This window comes from Pararhizobium sp. DWP1-1-3, from assembly GCF_049896125.1.
Classification (GTDB): Bacteria; Pseudomonadota; Alphaproteobacteria; order Rhizobiales; family Rhizobiaceae; genus Pararhizobium.
This window is the reverse complement of record NZ_JAFCTR010000003.1, coordinates 267,217-287,312: the sequence shown is the minus strand read 5'-3', so window position 1 is coordinate 287,312 and position 20,096 is coordinate 267,217. Positions and strand designations below refer to the sequence as shown.

General features: G+C 59.1%; 15 protein-coding genes and 3 pseudogenes. 8 read left to right on the top strand and 10 right to left on the bottom strand.

Translation table 11 applies throughout. The annotated features are described in order from the left end of the window. Positions 1–27: 27 nt before the first annotated feature. The 3 genes from ACP7BS_RS09360 to ACP7BS_RS09350 form a co-directional block, all read right to left on the bottom strand. Entirely contained in the window at positions 28–975 is a 948-nt protein-coding gene (locus ACP7BS_RS09360) for a helix-turn-helix domain-containing protein (protein ID WP_426237777.1), read from the bottom strand. Between the two features lie 40 nt (positions 976–1,015). Next, positions 1,016–1,789, bottom strand: a complete 774-nt coding sequence (locus ACP7BS_RS09355) for an alpha/beta fold hydrolase (protein WP_426230435.1) — start codon at positions 1,787–1,789, stop codon at positions 1,016–1,018. Between the two features lie 287 nt (positions 1,790–2,076). Continuing rightward, positions 2,077–2,898, bottom strand: a complete 822-nt coding sequence (locus tag ACP7BS_RS09350) for a response regulator (protein WP_426230434.1) — start codon at positions 2,896–2,898, stop codon at positions 2,077–2,079. Positions 2,899–3,228: 330 nt separating this feature from the next. Here ACP7BS_RS09350 and ACP7BS_RS09345 point away from each other — a divergent pair, with 330 nt between their 5' ends. The 3 genes and pseudogenes from ACP7BS_RS09345 (at position 3,229) to ACP7BS_RS09335 (ending at position 5,480) form a co-directional block, all read left to right on the top strand. After that, positions 3,229–4,218: an alpha/beta fold hydrolase gene (locus ACP7BS_RS09345; RefSeq protein ID WP_426230433.1), complete on the top strand. Its 990-nt coding sequence runs from the start codon at positions 3,229–3,231 to the stop codon at positions 4,216–4,218. Positions 4,219–4,388: 170 nt separating this feature from the next. Beyond that, entirely contained in the window at positions 4,389–5,015 is a 627-nt protein-coding gene (locus ACP7BS_RS09340; protein WP_426237775.1) for a pyridoxamine 5'-phosphate oxidase family protein, read from the top strand. 16 nt (positions 5,016–5,031) lie between these two features. Beyond that, positions 5,032–5,480, top strand: a pseudogene (locus ACP7BS_RS09335) (DUF1348 family protein). A gap of 273 nt (positions 5,481–5,753) precedes the next feature. On the opposite strand, the gene ACP7BS_RS09330 reads toward ACP7BS_RS09335, so the two are convergent. Continuing rightward, positions 5,754–8,051: a PAS domain S-box protein gene (locus ACP7BS_RS09330; RefSeq protein WP_426237773.1), complete on the bottom strand. Its 2,298-nt coding sequence runs from the start codon at positions 8,049–8,051 to the stop codon at positions 5,754–5,756. A gap of 328 nt (positions 8,052–8,379) precedes the next feature. Here ACP7BS_RS09330 and ACP7BS_RS09325 point away from each other — a divergent pair, with 328 nt between their 5' ends. Further along, positions 8,380–9,000 (top strand): glutathione S-transferase family protein, encoded by a 621-nt coding sequence (locus ACP7BS_RS09325; RefSeq protein ID WP_426237771.1) that lies wholly within the window; start codon positions 8,380–8,382, stop codon positions 8,998–9,000. 217 nt (positions 9,001–9,217) lie between these two features. Then, on the top strand, positions 9,218–10,834 hold the full coding sequence (locus tag ACP7BS_RS09320) for a GAF domain-containing sensor histidine kinase (RefSeq protein ID WP_426237769.1): 1,617 nt from the start codon (positions 9,218–9,220) through the stop codon (positions 10,832–10,834). A 25-nt stretch (positions 10,835–10,859) separates the two neighbouring features. Here the strand turns inward: ACP7BS_RS09320 and ACP7BS_RS09315 are convergent, their stop codons facing one another. Continuing rightward, complete coding sequence (locus ACP7BS_RS09315; protein ID WP_426237767.1) at positions 10,860–11,849, bottom strand: alpha/beta hydrolase fold domain-containing protein; 990 nt, start codon at positions 11,847–11,849, stop codon at positions 10,860–10,862. A 264-nt stretch (positions 11,850–12,113) separates the two neighbouring features. On the opposite strand from ACP7BS_RS09315, the gene ACP7BS_RS09310 reads away from it, so the two are divergent. Then, entirely contained in the window at positions 12,114–12,992 is an 879-nt protein-coding gene (locus ACP7BS_RS09310; protein ID WP_426237765.1) for an MBL fold metallo-hydrolase, read from the top strand. A 385-nt stretch (positions 12,993–13,377) separates the two neighbouring features. Here the strand turns inward: ACP7BS_RS09310 and ACP7BS_RS09305 are convergent. Together ACP7BS_RS09305 and ACP7BS_RS09300 are read right to left on the bottom strand one after the other, a co-directional pair. After that, a pseudogene (locus ACP7BS_RS09305) lies at positions 13,378–14,843 on the bottom strand (MFS transporter). A 297-nt stretch (positions 14,844–15,140) separates the two neighbouring features. Next, positions 15,141–15,278, bottom strand: coding sequence for a hypothetical protein (locus ACP7BS_RS09300; RefSeq protein ID WP_426237764.1), 138 nt, complete (start codon positions 15,276–15,278; stop codon positions 15,141–15,143). 38 nt (positions 15,279–15,316) lie between these two features. Between ACP7BS_RS09300 and ACP7BS_RS09295 the strand changes: the two are divergent. Beyond that, a pseudogene (locus tag ACP7BS_RS09295) lies at positions 15,317–15,649 on the top strand (hypothetical protein); the annotation flags it as partial. 369 nt (positions 15,650–16,018) lie between these two features. Here the strand turns inward: ACP7BS_RS09295 and ACP7BS_RS09290 are convergent. From ACP7BS_RS09290 to ACP7BS_RS09280, 3 genes are all read right to left on the bottom strand, one after another. Then, entirely contained in the window at positions 16,019–16,174 is a 156-nt protein-coding gene (locus tag ACP7BS_RS09290; protein WP_426237762.1) for a hypothetical protein, read from the bottom strand. A gap of 181 nt (positions 16,175–16,355) precedes the next feature. Then, on the bottom strand, positions 16,356–17,405 hold the full coding sequence (locus ACP7BS_RS09285) for a class I SAM-dependent methyltransferase (RefSeq protein WP_426237760.1): 1,050 nt from the start codon (positions 17,403–17,405) through the stop codon (positions 16,356–16,358). A 171-nt stretch (positions 17,406–17,576) separates the two neighbouring features. Beyond that, positions 17,577–18,635 (bottom strand): alpha/beta fold hydrolase, encoded by a 1,059-nt coding sequence (locus tag ACP7BS_RS09280; protein ID WP_426237758.1) that lies wholly within the window; start codon positions 18,633–18,635, stop codon positions 17,577–17,579. Positions 18,636–19,068: 433 nt separating this feature from the next. On the opposite strand from ACP7BS_RS09280, the gene ACP7BS_RS09275 reads away from it, so the two are divergent. Beyond that, entirely contained in the window at positions 19,069–20,070 is a 1,002-nt protein-coding gene (locus ACP7BS_RS09275; protein WP_426237756.1) for a LacI family DNA-binding transcriptional regulator, read from the top strand. Positions 20,071–20,096 lie beyond the last annotated feature (26 nt).

Here is a 20,096-nt window from a genome sequence, read left to right as displayed (position 1 = left end):
ATTTTCTCCTTCCGTGGGTTGTGCGTTCTAGTGAAGATCGGAGGCAGGTTTGCCATCTGGCTCATTCCGCCGGTGATCGATGACGAGCGGGGGACGCCGAGCCGGGCCATCGGCGGCTGGGCCTGGCCCTCGACGGCTGTCCCGCCATCTGCCAGGAGTCACCGACATAATCCTTCTGAAGACAGTCGTGAAATGCGGCTGGTTTTGAAAACCGGTCTGCAGCGCCACCTGAACGAGGGCGAGATCCGAGAAGGCAAGCAGCCTCATCGCCGCTTGGATACGCATTCTCAGCAGGAACTCGTGCGCGCTCACTGAGGTGGCCGCCTTGAAGGTCGCCGCGAAATGCGCGCGGGAGAAACCGGCCACGTCTGCCAACTCCTCCAGTGTAATGCGCTGGTCCAGACGCGTTTCCGCATAGCGCCGGACGCGATTCAACCTCCACGCCGAAAGAGGATGGACGCGAGGGAGGGACGAGTAACGCTCGAATGCCAGGCGCGCGAACTCTCTCGTCAGTTCCGTCCGTTTCTCTGCGGAGCACTCAGTTATCTCGGCAACGAGTTCGGCCAGACGCAAGTCGCGAAGGTTGAACCGTCCGCCAGTGACGGAGCAAGGTCCGCCATGCGGCGTCTTGAGGAACGTCAGGACGTAGAGGCAGGCGTCGGAGTGAAGTTCGACGGTGATAGGGGCCGGCCCTTCGACGAAGGACACGCTCTCCTCGACCATGAGTCCTTGAAACAGAACGCGCCCCCTCTGTTCGAGGCGCAGTTCTGAGTCCTGCGCCGCGACCACGAAAGTCCCGGCCCCCGACCCCAACGACGTCGTGATTGCCGTGTGCCCGTTCTCCCGCGTCAATTTCGAGAGGGAGATGTTGGGATCGGGGACGCGAAAATGTTCGACATGCAGGCAGTCGTCGATGGTTCCGAATGCGTTCCTTATCAGTCTTAAGCTCACCTTTATGGCGATACTGGTCTGCATTTCATGCTCCATTCAGGATGTTGGGTGCAGCGTAGCGCGCCTATTTGTCCTCTGCTGCGCGTTCGATCATCGCCGACACCATGTCCGGATGTGAGATCATCACGACGTGTGACGCGCCTTCGACGGCGATGGTCTTCTTGGCCTTCGCACGTTTGGCCATGTATTGGTGGAGGTCAGCAGGAATGTTGTTGTCGGCCGTCCCGTAGATGAAATGCGACGGCAGCCGCTTCCACGACGGTTCGCCGGACTTCTCATCGAATGTCTCGACCGTAATGGGGCGTTGGGCTGCCGCCATGAGCGACGCTTTCTCCTCCGGCACGTCCGCAGCAAACTGCTTCCAGAACTTACTCTGCTGAATGTACACGTCGTGCTTCCCGTCCGGCTGAAGAACGGGGGTGGAAAGCGTCGGGCCCAAGGTCCCCGTAGGAAATCGCTTGCCTAGTTCGCTTGCGGTTTCTCCCGCGTCGGGAGCAAACCCAGCGACGAAGACCAACGACTTGACGCCCGTACCTTCGGTTTCGACGTCCGTTATGACCGACCCCCCATACGAGTGGCCGACCAAAACAATCGGTCCGTCGATAGATTTAACGACCGCCGTCACGTAGTCAGAATCGAACTTCAGTCCCCGCAGAGGGTTTGCCACGGCGATCACCGGATAGCCGTCCTTCAGAAGCTTCTCCGCGACGCCGTCCCAGCTTGCGGACTCGGCAAACGCGCCGTGGACGAGGACAATGGTCGGCTTGGACGCAGCCTCCGCGCCCGTCGTAAACAGCAGATAGGCCAGGATAGCCGTACTTGTGAGCCACTTGTTCATCGCATTCACCTCGCTTGGTTTTGGAGCCGACATGGCGTCTAACTCATCTGCCCACGAGGTTACTACGGGTCGGATTCCATCGGTGTGAGTTGTCACGATGCATTGTGAGATCCGGTGGGGACGCGCATGAACAGCCGCGTTAATCAGCGCTCCACGCGCGTGCATCTTGAACGCGCTGCAGGGGCAAGTGTGCAGCGTTGTTGCAATGCGAAGCTGTGCAAAAAGGGAGCCGGCCGACAACTGCTGCGGGCTCCCCTTTGCATTTCGCTCCCCGATTGTCCGTCGCGTCAGCGCCCGACCGCGCTGTCCACCGCAGTCAGCAGATCCTGGTGCCGAACCGGCTTCGTCAGGAATTCCACCGCTCCGGCCTTCATCGCGCGCACCGACATCTGGATGTCCGCGTGACCGCTGATGAAGATGATAGGGCAGAACAAACCCGTCTTTAGAAGATCCGCTTGAAAGTCCAGACCATTCCGTCCGGGAAGACAGACGTCGAGGATCAGGCAGTCCGGGCTTTCATCCTTGCCGCGATCTTGGAACGACTGCACGGATTCATACGAGCCAACTCGCAGACCTACCGACCGGAGAAGCGAGGAGATGGCGCGGCGGACGCTTTCGTCGTCTTCGATCAGTGCGACTAGAGGGGTGTGAGGCGTCGCCACCGGGGTCGGGGCGGCCTTCAAAAGCGTCGGCAAGGGTGCGATTTCTATTCCGGGGCTACGGTCGCCGGAGTCTTCTCGGATCAGCATGTAGCCCCGTCTTACGACAGTCTTGATCTTGTCGCCGTCGGGGCCGAGCGCCCGCCTCAGCGACTTCACCTGGAAGCGGAGGTTGCACTCTTCGACGATCATCGAGGGCCAGACCTTGTTTAGGATTTCGTCCTTGCTGACTATGCCGCCGTTCGATTTCAGGAGCACCATGAGTAGGTCAAAGGCGCGGCCGCCGATCTCCTGAGGTCTTCCATCCATCAGGAGCTGCCGGGAATGAGGGATGGCGCAGAAGCGCCCAAATTGGATCGCGCCGTCCATACCGTCTCGTGACTGCTCGCCCGATGATCTGTTCGAATGTTCGTAAGCCGTCTGCCGGCGCGTATCGAACTGGACTTGCATGGCTGTCTCCCCGCCTTCTGCAAATGTTCACTGCACTGCTGTCATGCAGGAAACGTACGCGCGCGTTCGAGGCACGACAATTCGCCTTATGGCCATGCTAGGTCGGAGTAAGTCGTGAAAAACTATACCATCGTCTAGGAATTTCCCTGTCTGGTCGACTCCGGGCGACAGGACTTCACGGGAACTCACGTCGGCTTACCGCAACTTGCTCGTCCTTCAGCTTCATTGAGCGTAGCAATCCAACAGGCGTCCCGAAGAACCTACTCCCGGAGCCGACCGACGAACTAGATGGGTTTGGACCATCGTTAAACACTCAAATCGGAGGATACTATGCAAACCATGATCTTGAGCCGGACAGCGTTGGCGTTCGCATTGGCCTTCTCCGCATCCACGGCCCTGCCCACTATCTCCTATGCCGCGAAGAAGGTTGTTGCTGAAGAAAAGCTCGTCGTTCCCCAGGTCACCTACCATACCGCCGACGTTGACGGGACGAAGGTTTTCTATCGGGAGGCCGGCCCCGCGGACGCGCCGGTCGTGCTCCTGCTGCACGGGTTTCCGACGTCGTCGCACATGTTCAGAAACCTCATCCCGATCCTTGCCGACAAGTATCACGTGATTGCTCCGGACTATCCGGGCTTCGGCCAGAGCGACGCTCCCGACCACAAGCAGTTTGCCTACACGTTCCAGCACTACGCCGACATCGTCGACAGCCTCCTCGGCCAGTTGAACGTCAAGGAATATGCAATGTACGTGATGGACTACGGCGCCCCAGTGGGTTACCGCCTCGCGCTCAAGCATCCTGACCGCGTCTCGGCGTTGATCGTTCAGAACGGCAACGCGTATGAAGAGGGACTGACTGCGTTCTGGGATCCTATCAAGGCGTATTGGAAGGACGATACGCCGGCCAACCGCGAAGCTCTTTCAGTGCTGGTAAAGCCTGAGACTACGAAGTTCCAATATACGGACGGCATGAGCGACCTCGCGCATATCGATCCTGACAACTGGGGACATGACCAGCCGTTGCTTGATCGTCCCGGCAACCGCGACATCCAGTTGGACCTCTTCCGCGACTACGGCACCAACGTCCCTCTCTATCCGGCATTTCAGAAATTTTTTCGAGAGAAGAAGCCGCCGACCCTGATCGTATGGGGCAAGAACGACAAGATCTTCCCCGCCGACGGGGCCTCGCCCTATCTGCGAGACCTGCCGCACGCCGAGATGCATCTTCTCGACACCGGCCACTTCGCTCTCGAGGACAAGCTTCCGGTGATGGCGCCTCTCATTCACGATTTCCTCGATCGAAAACTCGGCCGGAACTAGATCGAGGATACGCCACCACGCATCCTCCCTGCGTGGTGGCGCCCCTCAGCTACGTGATGCCGGAAATGTTAGAGCACGAACCGAAACTCGCCCGCCTTGTCTACGGGGGTGTTTGATAGGAGACTGCGGAACCGCAGCGCTGCGCTGCGCGCGTAAAACGAGCAGGATCAATGGACGCGGACACACACTACTCGAGCGACGTCGCTTTCACTCCCTCCGTGAAAGAGATACAGACCCGAAAAGGGTCGCGACGGTCCTACGCCCGTGTTGAGGAACGCGGTGGATGGGCGACGGCGATCACGCCGGAGCTGAAGGTTTTCGTCGAAAGCCAGATCAGCTTCTTCATGGCGACCGCCAACAAGGACTGCCAGCCTTATATCCAGCATCGAGGCGGACCGCCGGGGTTTCTCAGGGTTGTCAACGATAAGACGATCGCGTTCGTCGACTACGTTGGCAACAGGCAATACATCACACAGGGGAACCTCGCCGACAACGACAAGGCCTATCTGTTTCTGATCGACTATGGCAGCCGGTCCCGCGTCAAAATTTGGGGAACGGCAAGCGTCGTCGAGGGAGACCAGGCGCTAATCAACCATCTAATGCCCAAAGGTTATCAGGCACGACCCGAACAGGTCATCCAGTTCAACGTCGACGCCTGGGACGCGAACTGCCCCCAGCACATCCCGTTAAGGTTCGAGGCGAACGAGGTGCTGAAAGCAATGGAGAGCAGGGACGTCCGGATCAAGGAATTGGAAGCCGAGATCGCAGCGTTGAAAGCTGCCGCGTCCAAAAGGTGAGCTGCGAGGATTGAACATGACGCGTCCGCCGCTCGACCATTTGACATTGCAGTCCGCCAGGCGGAGGACGGCTGGAATTCCCGCGATCCCCACAAGGTGTCGCTTGCCTACAGCGCCGACAGCCACTGGCGGAACCGCGACGAGTTCGTCCACGGTCGCCCGGCCATCGAATCCTTCCTCGCCAGGAAATGGGCGAGGGAGCTCGACTACCGCCTCATAAAAGAGCTGTGGGCTTTCCGTGGAAACCGGATTGCGGTGCGGTTCGCCTACGAATTCCATGTCGATAGCGGTACGTGGTTTCGAGCGTACGGCAACGAAAACTGGGAATTCAACGCCGACGGCCTCATGACCTATCGTCACGCCTCGATCAACGAGCATCCGATCGCGTCCGAGGACCGCGCATTCCATTGGCCGCTCGGCAGAAGGCCCGACGGACATTGGGGCCTTTGTCACTATGGATTCTGAAGACAGCGCGATGCGGCTTCGACCACTCGCTCAACAATTCGCCCGACCGATGGACGCCTGTGGCGGCCAAACCTTAGAGACATGATGTCAGTCTGGTAACCGCCGGAAGGAGTCGGCCGTGGCAGGCTTCAGCTCCGCACGACTACGGCGCTCCGGCTCGAATCGGTCTGCGGGCCGTTCGTAAGTCTAGGTTTCGAGCAGGAGCAGTGCTTCGGCGTGTGCGAGCTGAACGGCCGCATGCATCTCTCCTATACGAGTTTCGATCCCCACCCCCTATCCTGCAGGAGCTTCGGATTGCCCTGTCACGGATGGCAGACGCTGCAGTGTAAAGCTGAACGTCGTGCCCTTTGCAGGCTCGCTCTCGACCCAGATCCGACCGTCATGAGCTTCGATGATCGAACGACAGATCGACAGTCCCATGCCAATTCCGGTCGCCTTTGTGGTGAAAAAGGACTCGAACACTCGCTCCGCCGTTTCCGGCGCGAGCCCGACCCCATTGTCAGAGACGCTTATCTGGGTAAACCCGTCGGGTCGCCCCTTCGACGCGACGTTGATCGTACGCTTGTCGCCCGTGCCGGCCATGGCGTCGGCGCCGTTCATAATCATGTTGATAAGAACCTGCTGAAGCTGTACGCGGTCGCCGCTTACTGCATCCGCGGTGTCGTCGATATCGATGAGGATCTCCACGCCGCGCTGACGTAGCTCGCTCCTTGTCAATTGAAGGACCTCGTCGATCACGGACCTGAGGCTCAGTCTTTCGATCGTGGGTCGAGCGTTGCGGGCGAGGGTCATGATCCCGCGCAAGACCTCCCCGGCGCGATGTCCGTCCTCGATGACCGATCCGATTGCCTCCACCGCTTCCTTGATGTCCGGATCACTGTTTTGAAGCCAGGCTCGGGAGGCTGCAGCGTTTGTGACGATCGCCATCAGAGGCTGGTTCATTTCGTGGGCAATCGAGACAGCCAGTTCTCCAACGGCCGTCAGGCGCGCCATTCTCGCCAGATCCTCGTGCGATCGCCGCAGAGCTTCCGCGATTTCGTTGCGCTGAGTCATGTCGCGGAACACGATTACAGCACCTTTCAGTTCGCCGTCAGCATCGATGATGGGCGCTCCCGAGGCCTCGACGACGAGGTTTGAACTCGTCCTCCTGCGAAGCTCGTAATGAATTTCATGGGCGGGATCGACCTCCTGTCGCAGAAGTTTGGAAACTGGATCGACGACGGTTCCCCGTCCCCGGTCAACGAGCCGGAAGACGTCTTCGACGGGGCGTCCTACCGCATCTTCGTGGTTCCAGCCCGTGAGGCGTTCGGCAACGGGATTGATGAAGGTAAGGCGATTTCGGTCGTCGGCGGAGATGACGGCGTCTGCGATGCTCGACAGGGTCGCCGCATAACGTCGCTCGCTTTCCCGAAGTCTGTTCTGAGCAAGTCGGTACTCCGTGACATCCCGCACTGTCCCAACATAATCCGTGACGTGGCCCTTGTCGTCACGGACGATGCGTATGCGACTTTCCGCGATGGTCGTGAGCCCCGTGGGAAGTACGACCCTTAGCTCGTTATCCATCTCCTCGATCGAGGGATCGAGAGAGTTTTGAACCGGCCCCGGCCTGTCGTGGGGATGCAGTCTTTTGAGCATCGCCTCGAAGGTTGGCGTGTCGTCCGGTTCCAGCCCGAAGATGCGTGCGCACTCGGTGGAGCACGAGAACACATCGTCTTCGCAACGCCACGACCAACTTCCCGTGTGGCTTATCTTTTGCGCCTCCGCTAGCGCCTCCGCGGTCTTGGCGATTTCGCGCTGGGCCAGCTTCAGGTCCTCGACATCGGTGTTGACGCCGTACCAGCGGATGATAGTCCCATCTTCGTCGCGTATAGGAACGACACGGATCAGGAACGTACGGATCGTACCGTCCGCCCCAACCATGCGGCTTTCGGCTTGCCCAGGGAGCTCTTTGGATATCGCCTCGATCCAGATCCCCATGACCCTTTCATAGTCGTCGGGATGAAAGATGTTATGATATCCGAACTCCGCGACTTTCTGGTCCTTCAGACCAAAGAACTCAGCAAAAGCCTCATTTACCGCCACGAGGTTTCCATTGGGTTCGCAATGCCAGGCGTGGGCGGGTAGCGTGTCCCAAAATCGCCGACGTTCGAGCTCCGCGATGCGGACCTTCGCACTTTCTTCCTCCAGTTTGAGCGCGAGGTCGCACCTTTCCAGGAGCGCCGCCGCGTACGACGCAAGGAGCTCGAACGCGGTGGTGGCGTCGGTACTGAATGGCGAATGGCCGTGAAGTTTCAAGATCGCCAGGATGGTGTCGCCGACGACGAGCGGGACGAACAGGACGGTCACCGCATCGCCGAGCGTTGCAACGACGGGCATCCGGCTGCTCCGAAGGGACAATAGGGCTGACGTCGGCACGTCCGGAGGCGAAAAGGTATCGGGAAGGAATATCACGTCCGCCTGACTGACGGCATCCGAGCTGAGACATGCTTCGACGAGAGCGGCGGCTATCGTCTCGCGATCTCCGACCGCCGAAAGGTCGCGGAGCCTCCGCAGGCCTGCAATGCTGTCCATGATCGTTCCACCCGAAAATTTCAAGCTTAACGTAGCAGGACGCGAACTATCGGCAATACGGCGGACTTCCTCAAAGTACGATTGCGTGCCGGCTTTCCAAGATGATCCTCGACACGGGTACTCTGGGCGTGAACTCGCAGGCCCGCCCGGTTCGACGAGATCCAGCACTCGATAGCGGACGTCGCCTGTGGCTCCTTCCTCACCAGGGCCGTCGTACGACATAGCAGCTTCCTCATAACGGACTTTTTCGAAAGACCGTCTCCGTTCCCAAAGCTACTCGGGATCCGGAGGGCGACACACCGCCCTCACTCTTAACTGGAGGACGCCGATGCAACTCTATCACAACCCTCGGTCGGGTCACTCGCACAGGGTAAGGCTGCTGCTCTCCTTGCTCGAAGTGCCTGTGGAATTGGTGCTGGTCGATTTTGCAAAAGCCGAGCAGAAGTCCTCGGAGTTTCTGAAGTTGAACTCGTTCGGCCAGGTTCCAGTACTCGTCGACGACGGAGCCGTTGTTTCGGACTCGAACGCCATCCTCGTCCACCTCGCGATGAAGTATCGCAGGGACGACTGGCTCCCCGGAGATCCACTCGGGGCCGCGCAGGTTCAGAAATGGTTTTCGATCGCCGCCGGGGAAGTGGCCTACGGTCCCGCTGCTGCGCGGCGTGTCAGCCTGTTCGGCAGGAAGCAGGTCCCCGAGGACGTGCTGGGCCGATCCTATCGACTGCTGAAGTTGCTGGACTCCGAGCTCAAGCAAGCGGACTGGCTCGTTGCAGGGCGTCCCACGCTGGCAGACCTATCGCTCTATGGATATGTCGCCCGCGCGCCGGAAGGCGGCATCGACCTGATCGAATTCCCCTATGTCGAGGCATGGCTCGGAAGGATCGAAATGCTTCCTGGGTTCGTGCCGTTCGAAAAGGCGACCGTCGGCCTCAAAGCGACCGCCGCTTAGGCCTCCTGGCATGGAATGCTGTCAATGCACGCCGAGGAGCTGAACTCCGACATCCTGGCGCTCGTCGATCCTGAGCATCGGCGCCCTTCCGACAAACCTCACGGAATCTCACTGGACATTGCTTTTCTTCGGGCACAAGGTCGCGAATATTTCGCCGGAAGGAGCGGGCACGACGGGTCCGTTGAGTTTCCGGCGTCTTGGGGGCCTGGAGCGTCGAATGATCGAGACGGACAACGACCTGCGCGACCTGATAGGTGCATCGCAGGCCCTGTCGCAGGAAATGGTACTCGATCGTCTGGTCGAAAAACTGACACTGACGGCCATGCAGCACGCAGGAGCGTGCCGTGCCGGCCTGCTGTTGCTGCGGGCCGGGCAGATGCAGCCGGTCGCCAAGGGTGAGGTTTCCGCCGGTCAGGTTCTTTATCTTGAAGACGGTACTCTCTCCGAGTTGCCTACCGCCGTGCTGACGCGGGTCGCGGAAACCAGACAGAGAACGGTGCTTGATCTTCAGCCGGACCGGGCATCGCTAGGAATTACGTCCTCCGTAACGGCGAGGGCCGCGATCTGTTTGCCACTCGTCGCACAGAAGCGGCTGGTGGGCTTGATTTACCTCGAGTCCGAGAAGCAGCCTGCGTGGTTTACGGAACAAAGGCTATTGCTTCTCGATCTGCTTGCCTCGCAAGGCGCGATCGCGATCGAAAACGCGGTCTTGTTTGAGAGCTTGCAGCGGGCGGAGCAGGAGGCGCGTCAGGCACGCGACGAGCTGCAGCAGGAGTTCGATCTCACTCCGGTTCAAGTGTGGCGCACTGATGCGAACGGCGTCTTCGAGGCAGCGAACAAGGAGTGGTGGGACTATACTGGCTACACGACGTTCGAAGAGGCCTTGAACCATCAGGAGACATGCCACCCGGACGATCGCGAGAAGGTTTTTGGGCTGTTCGCGCGGCTGCGCGACGCCGGCGTCCCTGGACAAGTCGAATGTAGGATGCGTCGGTTCGACGGCGTCTATCATCACGTCCTCGCTCGGGCTGCGCCGCTGCGGGACGAGGACGGCAACGTCATCAGATGGCATGGCACGACCGTGGACATCGAAGAGATCAAGCGGGCCGAACAGGCGCAGGCCGCTCTCTCCCGCGTGGGGCGGTTGACCGCGCTGGGCGAGCTCGCGGTTTCGATCGCGCACGAGGTCAACCAGCCGCTGATGGCAATCGTTACCAACGCCGCCGGGTGCCTCCGCTGGCTCGAAGGCTCACCGCCCGATATCGCCGAGGCGCGTGAAGCCGCGGAGCGCATCATTAATGATGGACATCGGGCCGGCGAGGTCATCGCCAGCATACGCTCGATGGCCAAGAAGGCGCCGCCTAAGTTCGTTGAGATCGACGTCAACGAAGTGATCAAGGAAGTGCTCGCCATCGCGGCTAACGAGCTCGACCGACACGAAATATCCCTCCGGAAGTCATTTGCAGAGGAGGGGTGTCTCGCGAGCTGCGACCATGTGCAAGTCCAGCAGGTGATCCTTAATCTTATCATGAACGGTATCGAGGCGATGGACGCGGAGAGCTCTCCTCGCATCCTCTCCGTTTCAACGGAGCACATCGAAGAGGGACGCATTGAAGTCGCCGTCTCGGACAACGGAAAGGGCCTTGCAACGGAGGAGGCCGACCGTGTGTTCGACGCTTTCTTCACCACGAAGGTGAATGGCATAGGCATGGGCCTGGCGATCTGCCGGTCCATCGTTGAAAATCACGGCGGTCGAATAACGGCGTCGCCAAACGCCCCTCGCGGATGTACCTTCCGCTTTCAGCTACCCGGCCTGTCCACGCCTCGGAACTGACGTGACGGGTATTGCCACAGGAACATCAGCTTCCAAGGTGCCGTTGGAAGAATTCGGCGCCTCTTCCGATGGCCGTCCTGGATTCCGGCGTGTCGCCGAGAATGCCCGCGAACGTGTGCGGCATGCCTTCATAAATATCAAGGACAGCTTCGTGTCCCGCGCCTCGGATGCCTTGATACAGCCTCACAAAATCGCTGAACAGCAATTCGCGAGTGCCACCTTGGATGAGCGTCGGCGGATAGGCGCCCCCGAAGTCGCCATACACCGCGCTCACGAACGGTGTTCTTTGCTCGGTTGGATCGGCGTAGGCCTCGGCGCATGCCGCCATCAGTTCGGCGCTTAGCGCGGGATCCCAGTCCTGCAGCGTATCGCGGCTGTCTCCGGCGCCGCTGAGATCAGCCCACGGCGAAAGAAGCCAAAGAGCGCCGGGTAGGGGCAATCCTTGCTCGCGCATCATCAGGACGCTGCCGGCCGCAAGCCCGCCGCCCGCCGACTCGCCCAGCAGACCGACGGATGAAGGCTCAGTCCCGCCAACGATCAGTGCCTGGCAGACGGCAAGGACCTCGTTCGTCACGGTCCGCCAACGTGCCGCGGGCGCGCGGGTGAAGTCGACCGACACGACCTCAGCGCCAGTGGCCTTCGCGACACGCGCCGGCGTGCCCACCGTGCTCGCAGCCGACAGGAACACGTGGGAGCCGCCGTGCAGATAGACGAGGGTACGTCCACCTGGCTTGTAGCCCTCCGGATACAGACGCAAGACCGGCACGCCGCCAAGTTCGCCGCGCTGGATCAGGGTCCCAAGCTCCTCGGCGAGCCGCGCGTTCGGCGCGCCAAACACGGTCTCCATTTCTTCGTGAAGTCGCTGGAATTCGAAAGCCGACCGAGGCGTCGCAATTGGCGGGAGATCTCGCCCGGCATCGTAGATCGTTCTGAGAACCGCAGCGGCCTCGGGAGAAACCGTTGCAGGCACGGAGAACCTCGTCATCTCCGAAACGTGCTGTCGAGACTTGGCCATGCCACCCTCCCTGGATCATGTCCGGGATAACCCAGTTTGGATCCGGCGTCTGCATGCGTTTGCGCTCTTTCACGGCAACTCACAGGCTCTCATCCAAACTCCTTGGTGCTCGACAGGCAACGGGCATAGCCTCCTCCGACATCAGTTGGGAACAACGTGAGAGTTCATGGAAAGGCGATCCGCTTGCTTGGTAACCCCCTGATGGGCGATGGCTTTCTAAAAGTGGACAGGCATAGTCCGAGAGCGTGAACAAAGGAGACCCTTATGACTTCCGAGAAAACGACGCTTCCACCGGGCGTTCCCGCAGACGGCTTTCACAAGTTGAAGCACGGAAGCTTCGACGTCTCCGTATTGAGCGACGGCTTTATAACACTCCCATCAAGCATACTAATGCCGGATGCCGACGCCGAGGAGGTGGAGCGTGTCCTCGGGCTCCTGGGTGGAACGCACGACAGTTCCGCGCTTCAGACGAACATACCTCTTGTCAGACACGGGGATGACCTCATCCTTGTCGATAGCGGGGCGGGGACGAACTTCCAGCCGACCGATGGAAAGTTAGCGGCCAACCTCGCATCGATAGGCGTCGACCCGGCGTCGATTACGAAGGTAGTCTTCACCCATGCGCATCCGGATCATTCAGGGGGAACCACATTGCCCGACGGCTCCCTGCTGTTTCCGAACGCCCAGTACTACGTCAGCGAAGCCGAGTGGTCGTTCTGGACGGACCCGAGCTACGAGACGTCCATACCGGAAGCGCTGCACGCCTTTGCCCGTGGGTCGCAGCGCGACCTGTTCGCCGTGAGGGACAGGCTGACGCTCGTCAAGCCGGGAGATGAGATCGTGTCAGGGATGAATGTCGTAAGCACACGCGGCCACACTCCAGGCCACATCTCGCTGGAGCTGGCAGGTAACGGAAACTTGCTGATAGCGGGCGACGTCATCCCGAACGAAATTGTCTCTTTCGGCAATACAAAATGGCACTTCGGCTTCGACACCGAACAGGAAATTGCTCTCGCGAGCCGTGCGGCACTGTTGGACAAGGCAGCGAACGAGAAACTTCGTATCCTTGGCTATCACTGGAGCTATCCCGGCGTCGGTTACGTCGAGCGCGACGGCACGGGATACCGGTTCGTCGCGGGATGAACGCGAAATTGCGAGCCGCGTATTTGAGCTTGTGGCACTTGCTCCATAACGCTGGAATATTGCGTGCAACGAGGATGAGAAGCGGGGATTTCTGGCGCTCAACTTACTTGGTCTCGCGGCGTATGCAATTACCGATACAGTGGTCCGTAGTCTTCGCGTCCTCTATGGCGCGCAGAAATGGCCAGATACTTTGCCAACGAGCTAGACTTTTTTCTCGGTGCTGAGAAACAACGGGTCGTTGGTTCGAACTGGATCAAGGCGAGTGAGTTTGACAGCAAAGGGCCGCTTGTAACGTAGGTGGCGAAAATCGCATGGCGCGTAGTTCGGCTAACACGAGAGGCCTGGGTCCTGCTTCAGCTGTTCTAGGAGCCCTTTCCGAAGGAGATCACGCATTTTGCTGAATTCCTCGGCGGGCGTCGTGCCTTGGAACAAGCAGGCAGACGGGCACGATCAACACAGCAATCAACAGCATCACCACGAATGTGGAATGCAGCGCGTGCTGCAAGGCAAGCCGAATTGCTTCTCTTTCAGCCATGATTGCGCCAGTTCCATTCAGGAGACCTCGCAGTTGCTCCGGCGTTGTCGGCTGGCCATTGGTGGAGTGTGCAAGGCCATATGTCATTACCGCGCCGAGCACTGCCGCGCCTAGCGTGCTTCCAAGGTTGCGGGAAAAGACGTTTGAAGCAGTGGCACTGCCGCGCTCAGACCAACTCACGCTATCCTGGGTGAGAATCAAGGCGCTGATATTGAGCAATCCCATACCAAAGCCCATGACAAGCGAACCCGCACCAGCCAATAACGCCGAACTCGAGGAAGTAAGCAGGACGAGCAAGCACGTGCCGGCAGGAATGCAGATACTGCCGGTGATCATGATCGGTCGCAAGCCAAAGCGTGCAAACGTGCGTGATGCGATTGTCGCACCGCATGGCCAGACTAGGAGCAGCATTGTCAATGCAAAACCTGCCACGAGCGGTGAGCGGTTGAGAACAGTCTGGACGTAAATCGGCAAGAAAGTCGTTAACCCCATAATCGACATGCTCGCGAAAAACACAGCCAAATTCGCAAATGCTATCGGCCGCTTCAGCCATAGGTCCGGCGCGACCATCGGCGCTTCTGCGCGGCGCTCCTGCCAGATGAAAGCAGCAAGAGCGATGACAAAGACGGTAAGGGCCACGATTGCATAACCGGACACTGTCGTCTCCATTTCCGTCAACGCAATCATCAGGGCAGATATGGAGATGGCGAACAGTCCGGCTCCGAGGATGTCGATCGATACAACCCGGGTTCTCTTTTCTTCATGCAAAAAGAACATGAATGCAAAGGCTGCAAAAATTCCGACCGGTACGTTGATCCAGAAAACCCATGCCCATGGGAGATTATGGATGATGAGGCTGCCGAGAAGCGGCCCAACAACGGCAGACAGCGCCCAGACACTAGCTAGATAGCCTTGGACCTTGCCTCTCTGATTGCCGGGAAAGAGATCGGCAACAACCGTCATGGCGACAGGTTGAATTGCCCCCGCTCCAATCCCTTGCAGGAGACGGAAGGCGATCATCGACGGCATCGACCATGCGAACCCTGCGAGTACCGAGGCAAACAGAAACAGTGCGATGCCGATAAGGATCATCGGTTTGCGACCATAAATATCCGCGAGCTTACCAAAAAAGACGGTCGTCGCTGTTTGGGTCAGCAGGAAAGACGAAAAAACCCAGGAATAGAGATTGATCTGTCCAGGTTGGGCAGCAATCTGCGGCATTGCCGTGGAAACGACGTTGCCTCGATAGCGATCATCGCCATGCTTGCCATGACCGCGACAACAACAAGCCCGCGATGGGGACTTTTCTCTGACATGGATGAGCTTTCAGACTGACGGAGGGCCTTGCGCGAACTCGACGCCGATGGCGGGGCGGTTGAATACCTACTATCCAGGTGAATTCCGTCAAGCGGATTGTCGACTGTTTTTCAAGCGTGTCAGTTCTAAACTGGCTGGACCATCCAAGCTTGGCGGGGCGACGTTTTATTGTGGAAGTCCGGACGGCGCTCCCAGCTCTAGGCGCGCAGGCAACACATTGTCAGGATCGATCGCTGCCGCCGCTCCTTGGACATATTGTCTCGATCACCTGTGAGACTACACCAAAAGTAACGTGATTATCGCTTGGGTTCTCTGCCGGACCTTATTGGATGCGGGCGCAAAGAGGTCGCATCTACCTCGACGAAGAGTTCCGTAACATTGACGCCAAGAACACCTGCCAGTGCGTCTAAGGCGGAAACGGTAACGTTCTCCATGCCCCGCTCGATACGCCCCACATAGGAGCGGTCGATGTCTGCTCAAGCGCCATCGTTTTCTGGGAAAAGTCGGCTTCCACGCTAAGCCTCCGGGCGTGCAGTTGTTTGTCCTTTCCACACGACGGGTCGAACTGACCGTTGCGGGTGAAACCTTCCATGGAAAGTGGGTGTGGATCTTGAGCGATATCGATATGGGTGCGCAGGCGACGGGCGCCACTGCCGGCAAGACACTGCGCAAAATCAGGATCGGTACGATCTATCCGGCAACGATCGGTGTATTGCCGGCATTCCTGTCGAAAATCGCCCGCAAGTATCTGGACATCCAGCTCCAGATCCAGAGTGGCTCGACCAGCGACATCATCTGTAGCCTGGGGTCCAGGATGAGATTTCCACTGTTTAATTAGGGGAAAGCGTTGGCGCCAAAATTGCAACGAGCACAGCTCGCCGCAAAGCGAAAATCGACACCGCAAGTTTTTCAACACAATCCGCTAATAGCGATCACTCAATAGCAGCGACATGATTGGCTTTAAGGAAACGTCTAAGAGCGAATCGGGTCGTCGCGTTGGACGACGTCTCGTTCGTTTGGCTGAGGCAGTAAAGCGATACCAATCACGACCAAGGCGATCCGACAAGATTGCTTGCCGAATAGGCTTCCCCAAGGGATAGGATCGCGATTGCCAGCGACAACAATAGTTCGCAGCCGAGGATAAACGTTATGGCATAGCCGAGTTAGGCTTGCTTTAGTGCCTCAACCTCGAAATAGGCGCCTGTTGCAAAAAAAGTGATGGTGATTGCTGGTAGCGACGGCGTGCCCCCATCGTTTTCATAACCAGATTCGCGAGCATGAAGCAAAAGCCTGCCCCGGTGATGGTTGCGACAGCGATCAGGGTATGCATGAAACGCTCCCTACCCAAAGCATGCTAACTTGGCGGTTCGGAAGTTCGCCACGAGGCCGAGGCTATTGCCGTCGCCTTGCAGTGGACGGAATCTCCAAATAGCCTCGTTGAGACAATGCGGTGCGCCTAGAAAGTCCCTCGGGCAAATCGCGCTACGGAACCGCCACGCGCCATCGCTGCCTCAGGTGGCTTCGAGAACCATGTTAAGTGGAGTCGCAGCCGCCCGCCGAACATGTGTGAAGCCACCTGACCGGATCACCTCTGCCAGCCGCTTCTCGCCCGCCTGGGCACCAAGCGCGAGCCCGGTCTCTTGCGCCAGAGACGTGGGAACGCAGATCATGGTGGAGGCAGAGTAGTAAAGTCGCCCGATGGGATTAATGTTGTCTTCCAGCTTATCCCCGGCCATCGGCTCAACCACCATCCACGTGCCGTCGGCCTTCAGCGCCTTGCGTATATGCGTTGCCGCTGCCTGGGGGTCGCCCATGTCGTGCAGGCAGTCGAAGCAGGTAATAAGATCGAAGTCGCGCCCGCCGAAGTTTTGGGCTCGGCCCACTTCGAAATTCAGGTTCATCAACCCATGCGATCGGGCATGCGCGGTCGCAGCAGCGATCGAACCCGCATGAAAATCGTAGCCCGTGAATTGGGAGTTGGGGAAGGCTTGTGCCATCAGGATCGTCGACAGTCCGTGCCCGCATCCCACGTCGGCGACATTTGCCCCGGCCCTCAGCTTGTCGACGACGCCGTCCATCGCCGGAAGCCAATCCTGCACTAGGGCGTTGACATAGCCCGGCCGGAACAGCCGTGCCACGGCGCAGAACATGCATCCGGCCTGCTCGCTCCAGGCAACGCCTCGCCCGGTCTTAAAGGCTGACTGCACCTTCGGCTGGTTTTCGACCATCGCAGCAGCGGTATCGAACGCGCCGATCAGGTTGGCGGGGCTATCGGGTTCAGCAAACACGAATGCCTGCTCGGCAGTCAGTGAGAACCGCCCCTCCGCGTAGTGCACGTAACCCGAGGCCACTTGGGCCGACAGCCACTCACGCATATAGCGTGGCGAGCATCCCGCTGCATCGGCAAGCTTTTCCGATGTCGCCGGTCCGATCTCCTTGAGGGTCTTGTAGAGATCGAGGGCATCGCCGATCCGCACCAGCGGCACGCTGACTGCACCACCCAGGTCGCCAAGCACGCGCCCCACGAGTTCATTGAGAGCTCCTTCGTTAAGTTCAGTCATGTGGATTCCTCCGGTTTCCCGACGGCGTCCTGCCGCCCACAACCGGAGCATGGGCGCCATCCGGGTGGATGGCATGAGGCGTAAGTCCCGTCCTGGTGAGGAAATTTGTTCACATGGGGGACAAATGTCCCGTTCCGCCATACGAAGAAAGACGGCCGGCCCTGGCGCCCGCTATCTGGACAGCGCAATGACGATAGCTTGCGATCGGCTGCGAACGCCAAGCTTGCCAAAGATGATCGACAGTTGGTTGCGTACCGTCTTCACGCTCTTGCCGACACGCTCGGCGATCGTACGGTTGTCGAGCCCTTCCGCCACCAGGTCGAGCAGTGTCGCCTCGGCTTGTGTCAGACCCGCCTCGCGGACCGCACGTGGACGCGTGGGCTTATCCTGCCCAAGGAAGGCAGCCAGTTCGGCCTGAAAAACCATCCAGGCGGGTTCGTCCGGCAGCAATACGTGGTTCTTGCTCTCAAGCGGTACGAAGCGTACTCCTGGAACCGCGGCTGCGAGCTTGCAGCCCTGTTCGAACGGGACGCGCATGTCGCCACGGCTATGCGCGATCAAGGTCGGGACGCGTAGCTTCGCCGCGACGTCCAGCACATCGATCCCCTGCATGTTCCAAAGCAGTTGCGCAGCAACATCGCCTGTTGCCGTCTGGCGCTCGAGATCGCCCCACCAGCGATGCTGTTCAGGCGTCCCGTCCGGGATGAAAAGATTGGTGAAGAACTGCGCGAACGCCGGATTGTCGCGTCCCCAGCCAACACGAATGAAATTGACGAGGGTCTCTGCTTCCAGAAGCTCCCCGTCCGTCTGTGCCCTGGTCCGGGCCCCTTGGCCGTAGGCATTCAGCAGTACCAAGTGCGATACCCGCTCGGGATGCCTTGCGGCATAGGCGATGGCTAGAGCGCCGCCCTGCGAAAGGCCGAGGAGGACGAATTGAGGCTCCCCGATCGATGCTGCCACAGCGTCGAGGTCACTGTGCCAAGCGTCAACCGAGAGGTCCGCGACATACCGATCGGACAGGCCGCAGCCACGCGGATCGTAACGTACGAACTGGTTGCCGGCCGAAAGCGCATGGACCCACGGTCGCCATACGGGGCTCTGGAGATCGTAGTCGACATGGCTGAGCCAGTGCGCAGCCCGCAGGATCACAGGTCCCTTTCCGCAGGACGCAACGGCGATCCGGGTGCCATCTGCCGAATTGCAGAAACCTATGGTCTGGGTAAGTCTCATGGGGTGAGAATATCGCAGCGGATAGTTCCATAACAGGATTTTCTTACCCGCCATGGGCCGCAGCCGTCAGTGGCACTCCGTGTGGTTTGTAAGGTATGACCGGGCCAGTAGGACGGCAGAAGACCTCAGCGGTAAGAGCTTCGATGTCCGCTGTTCCTGTTGAGTGTCGCCGGTGCGGACAGTTCGAACTCAGCCCCGCACCTGTCAGCAGCCGAGAGCGGAGATTATTTCCGCTTCGCGCCCTTATTCCAGCCTTCCACGCTACCCGTTGCGAATCCTTACAGCAGCCAGTCTGGTGTGCGGGCGTTACGCACCCGGCGGGAGTTACCGAGGAAAAACGTCGGCTGGTTATTACTGCCACCACAAGCTAAGTTTCAATTCAAGCTAGGCGCCGCGTGATGTCGGCGACAACCGATGCTTCGTGAGAGTACAAATGGGCAGGCCGAATTATCAGGACATCGCTGCGCTGGCCGGGGTAGGCACGGCAACAGTCGAACGGGTTTTAAATGGAAGAGGCGGTGTCCGATCGGAGCTTATTGAAAAGGTCACGCTGGCCGCGCGGGCGTTGAATTACCCACGGATCATCCCTGACGCCTACCACAAGATGTTGCGCATCGAGGTGCTCATGGTGCGTCCGGAGACGACGTTCTATCGGCGCCTGTCCCATGCATTCGAGGCGATTGCAGCAACGCTCGATCCTTTCGTACTCGTGCATCGAAGCTTTACAGACGAGATGAACCCTGAGGAGATTGCGAAACGAATCCTCTCCGTCGATAGCTCGCGTGCCGGCCTCATCCTTGCGGTACCGAATAGTCTCCAGGTCAGCGCCGCTGTGGAAGCGGTTGCAGACCGTGGTGTTCCGATCGTGCACGTGGTGACAAGAGCGTCGGAGACGATCGGAGAATTTGTCGGGATCGACAACTATGCAGCGGGACGAACGGCTGGGTATTTCATAACTCGGATGGCACGGCAGTCGGGGCCGGTCATCGGACTTTGCCACCCGATTTATCAGGTCCATCGGGAACGTATGCGGGGGTTCTCTGATTACTTTCGCGAGTATCCTACTGGCGTTAGCTTCGAGTGGATCGGTTTCAGCAGGGACGAAGAGCGGTACGGTAAAGAGTCGCTGTCTTATGCCCTCGAACAGTATCCAGATTTGGTCGGGATCTATAACGCGGGCGGCGCCAATTCTGCTCTGATTGACGTATTGGGACGAAATCAGCGCGGCCGCGACATACTCTTCGTCGCCCACGAATTAACGGACTATACTCGCTCCGCCCTCCGCAATGGGCTCGTTGACGTCGTTCTTGATCAAGCACCTGAAGCCCAGGCTCAACGTGCGCTTGACTGGATACTCTTCCGAATTGGCCTGACGAAGATCCACCCGGACGAAAAACCGATCCGCTTCATCACCATCACGGCCGAAGGGCTTTGATCTAATCTGATCAACGAAGTCTTCGG

Bases quoted from the DNA above. Each gene is read 5' to 3' on its own strand.
- ACP7BS_RS09360 (WP_426237777.1), bottom strand. From the start codon at position 975: ATGCAGACCAGTATCGCCATAAAGGTGAGCTTAAGACTGATAAGGAAC.
- ACP7BS_RS09355 (WP_426230435.1), bottom strand. From the start codon at position 1,789: ATGAACAAGTGGCTCACAAGTACGGCTATCCTGGCCTATCTGCTGTTT.
- ACP7BS_RS09350 (WP_426230434.1), bottom strand. From the start codon at position 2,898: ATGCAAGTCCAGTTCGATACGCGCCGGCAGACGGCTTACGAACATTCG.
- ACP7BS_RS09345 (WP_426230433.1), top strand. From the start codon at position 3,229: ATGCAAACCATGATCTTGAGCCGGACAGCGTTGGCGTTCGCATTGGCC.
- ACP7BS_RS09340 (WP_426237775.1), top strand. From the start codon at position 4,389: ATGGACGCGGACACACACTACTCGAGCGACGTCGCTTTCACTCCCTCC.
- ACP7BS_RS09330 (WP_426237773.1), bottom strand. From the start codon at position 8,051: ATGGACAGCATTGCAGGCCTGCGGAGGCTCCGCGACCTTTCGGCGGTC.
- ACP7BS_RS09325 (WP_426237771.1), top strand. From the start codon at position 8,380: ATGCAACTCTATCACAACCCTCGGTCGGGTCACTCGCACAGGGTAAGG.
- ACP7BS_RS09320 (WP_426237769.1), top strand. From the start codon at position 9,218: ATGATCGAGACGGACAACGACCTGCGCGACCTGATAGGTGCATCGCAG.
- ACP7BS_RS09315 (WP_426237767.1), bottom strand. From the start codon at position 11,849: ATGGCCAAGTCTCGACAGCACGTTTCGGAGATGACGAGGTTCTCCGTG.
- ACP7BS_RS09310 (WP_426237765.1), top strand. From the start codon at position 12,114: ATGACTTCCGAGAAAACGACGCTTCCACCGGGCGTTCCCGCAGACGGC.
- ACP7BS_RS09300 (WP_426237764.1), bottom strand. From the start codon at position 15,278: ATGGAGAACGTTACCGTTTCCGCCTTAGACGCACTGGCAGGTGTTCTT.
- ACP7BS_RS09290 (WP_426237762.1), bottom strand. From the start codon at position 16,174: ATGCATACCCTGATCGCTGTCGCAACCATCACCGGGGCAGGCTTTTGC.
- ACP7BS_RS09285 (WP_426237760.1), bottom strand. From the start codon at position 17,405: ATGACTGAACTTAACGAAGGAGCTCTCAATGAACTCGTGGGGCGCGTG.
- ACP7BS_RS09280 (WP_426237758.1), bottom strand. From the start codon at position 18,635: ATGAGACTTACCCAGACCATAGGTTTCTGCAATTCGGCAGATGGCACC.
- ACP7BS_RS09275 (WP_426237756.1), top strand. From the start codon at position 19,069: ATGGGCAGGCCGAATTATCAGGACATCGCTGCGCTGGCCGGGGTAGGC.